The organism is Desulfobulbaceae bacterium, from assembly GCA_013792005.1.
Classification (GTDB): Bacteria; Desulfobacterota; Desulfobulbia; order Desulfobulbales; family VMSU01; genus VMSU01.
Genome location: VMSU01000101.1, coordinates 1 through 4,243, shown reverse-complemented (window position 1 = coordinate 4,243; position 4,243 = coordinate 1). Strand labels below are relative to the sequence as shown.

The 4,243-nt window shown below is 53.3% G+C and carries 5 protein-coding genes; 4 read left to right on the top strand and 1 reads right to left on the bottom strand.

Features of this window, described 5'->3' with window-relative positions:
- Positions 1-197 precede the first annotated feature (197 nt).
- The 4 genes from FP815_05695 to FP815_05680 all read left to right on the top strand — a co-directional run bounded on the left by FP815_05695 (position 198) and on the right by FP815_05680 (position 3,242).
- Positions 198-1,034, top strand: coding sequence for an ABC transporter ATP-binding protein (locus FP815_05695; GenBank protein MBA3014430.1), 837 nt, complete (start codon positions 198-200; stop codon positions 1,032-1,034).
- Positions 1,031-1,843, top strand: a complete 813-nt coding sequence (locus tag FP815_05690) for an ABC transporter (protein ID MBA3014429.1) — start codon at positions 1,031-1,033, stop codon at positions 1,841-1,843. The genes FP815_05695 and FP815_05690 overlap by 4 nt, the downstream gene beginning before the upstream one ends.
- A 122-nt stretch (positions 1,844-1,965) precedes the next feature.
- Positions 1,966-2,721: a hypothetical protein gene (locus FP815_05685; protein ID MBA3014428.1), complete on the top strand. Its 756-nt coding sequence runs from the start codon at positions 1,966-1,968 to the stop codon at positions 2,719-2,721.
- A 38-nt stretch (positions 2,722-2,759) separates the two neighbouring features.
- Positions 2,760-3,242, top strand: coding sequence for a hypothetical protein (locus FP815_05680; GenBank protein ID MBA3014427.1), 483 nt, complete (start codon positions 2,760-2,762; stop codon positions 3,240-3,242).
- A 137-nt stretch (positions 3,243-3,379) separates the two neighbouring features.
- Here FP815_05680 and gatB read toward each other — a convergent pair.
- Positions 3,380-4,243 (bottom strand): Asp-tRNA(Asn)/Glu-tRNA(Gln) amidotransferase subunit GatB (gatB, locus tag FP815_05675; protein ID MBA3014426.1); only part of this gene is annotated, 864 nt, incomplete at its 5' end.

Sequence of the window (4,243 nt, the reverse complement as noted above, 5' to 3'; positions counted from 1 at the left end):
TGGGGTGTGTGAGGTTGTCCGATTTCGGGAGGGCGAAAGGGAGGTAGATTCCTTCACCCTCAACTCCCCACTTGCTCGGTGACAACGGTTGCAAAAACAATGGGGAACGGGTACTGTCGCCATTTTCATTTTCTATTCATGATCTACTACCATTTGCGATGTCTTTACTTCAACATACAGATTCTCTCGCTCTCCCCATGGTCCGGGTCAATGGGATCAGTAAATGCTACGACACCTTGGTCGCAGTTGACAGGGTGTCGTTTACTATTGGCCGCGGGGAGGTCTTTGGCCTGCTCGGGCCCAATGGGGCTGGGAAAAGCACGATCATCCGGATGATGACCACGCTTACCGCTCCAGATGTTGGAGCATGCTCGATCAACGGTCTTGATGTTGTTCGTGAGGCAAGTCAGGTCAAGGAGATCATTGGAGTTGTGCCTCAGGAGAATAACCTCGACCGGGAGCTGAGCGCCCGCGAGAACCTGGACATCTACGCCCGATTGCACCGGGTTCCAGATCGTGCGGCCGCGGTCAGCAGGGCCTTGGCAGAGGTAGACCTCTCCCATCGGGCCGATGACCTTGCTCGTCGCTTCTCCGGCGGGATGAAGCGGCGTTTACTTATTGCCCGAGCGCTGCTCGCCTCCCCCGAAGTCATTTTTCTTGATGAACCCTCAATCGGTCTTGATCCCCAGATCCGCCGGCAGCTTTGGGAGATCATTCGCAAGGCTAGAATTGCCGGCAAAACTGTGCTGTTGACCACCCACTACATCGAGGAAGCAGAGGCCCTTTGTGATCGGGTGGGCATTCTCGCCAAGGGCAAATTGATTGCGGTGGCCTCGGTGGAGGAGTTGAAGCACATGGTGGGGGATTATGTGACTGAGTATATCGGTCCGGAAGGCAGGTTGATTCAACATACCGTTCATAGTCGCGAGGAGGCTCACTCCTTGGCCCGGTCGGTGGATAACGGTGAAGTAACAGTCCGACGGAGCAATCTGGAGGACGTGTTCATTAAGTTGACAGGAGAGCGGATCGAATGAAAAAAAATGTCCGAATTCCTGCCGTCTCGCTTACCCAGAGTATAGCAGGCTCGTTTAGCCGGAGTTGTACTTTTACCTGGTATCCTGTGTACCTGCGGGAGATGCTGCTTTTTAAGCGCAAATTGCTCAAGGTAGGCTATGTCTTTTCCGCCATGGTCACCCCGATCATTTATCTATTGGTGTTCGGGTACGGACTTGGCCGCAATGTCAAGATGGACGGCACCGACTACCTGTCGTTTCTCATCCCCGGCCTGGTGGCGATGAGTTCGATGAATAACTCGTACGCATGGGTGGCCAGCGCCCTGAACCTGAATCGTATCTATTTCAAGACCTTTCAGGTCCTGGTTCAGGCCCCGATCCCGTCTTCATCCATCATGCTGGGCGAGGTTTTGGCCGGGATGACCAAGGGCCTCTTTGCCTCCTCGCTGATCATTCTGGTGGGGCTGATCTCTCCTGCCCACTTCAGGATTTCACCATTGTTTGTCACCGCCTTGATCCTTAACTGCTTCATGTTCGCTTCTCTCGGCGTGATTACCGGCATGCTGGCCAAGAGCCATGAAGATGCCTCGACCTACAATAACTTCATCATTATGCCCATGTCTTTTTTTAGCGGCACTTTTTTCCCGGTAGATACCATGCCGGCGATCCTTCGCGTCATCATCAACATTATGCCGCTGACTCACACCAATATCCTTATCCGGGCGCAGATCCTCGACAGCCGCGCACTCCTTGCGCTCGTGGTGATGATGGTCTACGGACTGATTTTTTTTGCTATCGGCTCTCGGCTGATCAATCGTTACAGTGAATAAGGGGCTTTGGTTTGGCGGGGAGAGCGCGATGATGTTCGGTTTGTAATGCTGTCGGAGTCTCGCTGGTGATCATTCCTTGGCTTAAGAGCCTTATTACCCCATGTCCCTGGCATCTCAGGAGGATGGGGTATCTACGCGAGCAACGTGCGATTGAGTCTCGGTTACAGAGGAACCGTGAGGCCTGGGACCCACATCTTGCTGCCAGCCGTCAGGCTGTGCATGAGGTGATTCAGCGCTGTCCGCGACGGCGGACAGCGCTGGTCTTGGGTGCGGGTCTGCTCAACGATCTGCCGCTCACTGAGTTGGCGACTCAGTTTGAGCAGGTGGCGCTGGCCGATATCCTCCATCTGCCGAAAAGTCGGCGGCGTGCCCAAGCCATGGGAGGCTCTGTCACTTGTCTTGATTTTGATTGCACTGGTGTAGTTTCTGCCTTGTGGCAGAAGGGTAGGAAGGTGGATAGTGGGCAGGCGGAACAGCTCTTTCTTCACTCCTCGCCCGAGCTTTCAGCCTGTATCACGAAGGAATGTGATCTGATCGTGTCGATGAATCTTGCCTCCCAGCTCGGGAATCTACCTGCCGATTGGTTGATGTCCGGATGTTTAAGAGAGGAGGGCTTTTCTCTGAGACTCCGAAGGGTGGCAGCGTTGAGGCATGTTGAGTGGCTGCGGGGAATGCCGGGGATGAGGCTCTTGGTTACCGACCGGGCGGTGGTTGTTCGTGAGAGGGATGGCAGTGAGTCGGAGCGGGAAGTGATCTTTGGCTCGGATGATATCGAACCACCTCAACAGACCTGGATCTGGAGATTGGCCCCGATCCCTGAGTGGGATACGGATCACCATTTGGAACTGGAAGTGGGGATGTGGGTATTTGGTGATTGATCGCTGGTCTTTACAAATGGTGTTGGGTGAGTGAACTGATGGAGATGAACCAGTGGAAATCACAGAGTAGTCCTGGCAAGCAAGTGTTGCTTGCTCTTTTATGTCTGGGAGTGGGGCTGGTTCTGGTAGTTAAGTTTTTGGATGCGCCGGGGCAGACTGTTTCAAACGCCAGGGCGATAATGGGGCTGGGGGCTCTGCTGCTGACCATCGGAGTCGTGGGGATTGCGACAACCGGGATTGAAACAGTCATTATTGATCCTAAGATGCGGCGGATTACTATTGACGATGTGCGTCTTATTGGCACTAAGAGACGGGCAATCTCGTTTAGTGATATTGTGAATATTCGGATCGGCTATCTAGGCAAGGCATCGAACTTTGTTCAATTCTATTATCTGGTGTTGCAACTTAAAGGCGGGGAAGAGTACTCGTTGTTTTCCCCTGGGCGGGGCTATGACGGGGCAATGGATCAATCTGTTGTTGAAGGGTGGCGGAGACGCCTGCAAGGGTACCTTCAGAATTGAAGAGGGCGCAGGAAGTGGTGAACTTTCTGCGCTCGCTTAGTTAATTTAATTCGTAACTGCTTAGATTGTCGGTTTGCGGTTAGTGATTTCTACAAATAGTTGATGATATCGGTGAGTCTGTTCACCGTCAACCTGAGTTACCCTAATTCCTTCATGAACAGATCATTGGCCATCTGCGGGTTGGCGCGTCCTTGGGTCTGTTTCATCAGTTGGCCGACAAAAAAACCCATTACCTTGGTCTTGCCTTCCCGGAACTGAGCTACTTGCTCGGTGTTCTTGGCCAAAATATCACGAACGACTTTGACCAGATCGCCTTCGTCGCTCATCTGCACCAGGCCTTTTTCTTTAACGATGGCCTCTGGTTCTTTTCCTGAGGCGAGCATCTCGGTAAAGACTGTCTTGGCGATTTTGCCGCTGATACTGCCAGAATCGATCAGCGCAAGCAGGGCGGCGAGGTTTTTGGGCCGTACCTGGCAGCTAGCGATGTCCTCGCCGATCTCTCCCTTGAACTCCCGCATCAACTCGGTCATGATCCAATTGCTGAGCTTCTTGACATTGGCGTAGCCTTGATACGCCTCCTCGAAATAATCGGCGAGTTCCTTAGTCGAAGTCAGGACTTCGGCATCGTACTCCGGCAGGCTTAATACCTCAATGAACCGGCGTTTGCGTTCTCCTGGCAGTTCAGGCAGAGTTTGTCGTATTTGCTCCAGCCATTCGTCGTCGATGATAATGGGGACTAGGTCCGGGTCTGGGAAATAACGGTAGTCGTGGGCCTCTTCCTTGCTGCGCATAGAGTTGGTGACGTTGCGGTCCGGGTCCCACAGCAGAGTCTCTTGAACAATTACCTCACCGTCCAGGAGTAAATCGCGCTGGCGGCGGACTTCGTATTCAAGGGCGCGTTGCACGTTGCGGAACGAGTTCATGTTCTTGAGTTCAGTACGGGTGCCTAATTTGGTCTCGCCTATCGGTCGCAGGGAGATATTGGCGTCGCAGCGGAAGCT

Coding starts and splice junctions, on each gene's coding strand:
- FP815_05690 (MBA3014429.1), top strand. CDS start 1,031: ATGAAAAAAAATGTCCGAATTCCTGCCGTCTCGCTTACCCAGAGTATA.
- FP815_05680 (MBA3014427.1), top strand. CDS start 2,760: ATGGAGATGAACCAGTGGAAATCACAGAGTAGTCCTGGCAAGCAAGTG.
- FP815_05685 (MBA3014428.1), top strand. CDS start 1,966: ATGGGGTATCTACGCGAGCAACGTGCGATTGAGTCTCGGTTACAGAGG.
- FP815_05695 (MBA3014430.1), top strand. CDS start 198: ATGGTCCGGGTCAATGGGATCAGTAAATGCTACGACACCTTGGTCGCA.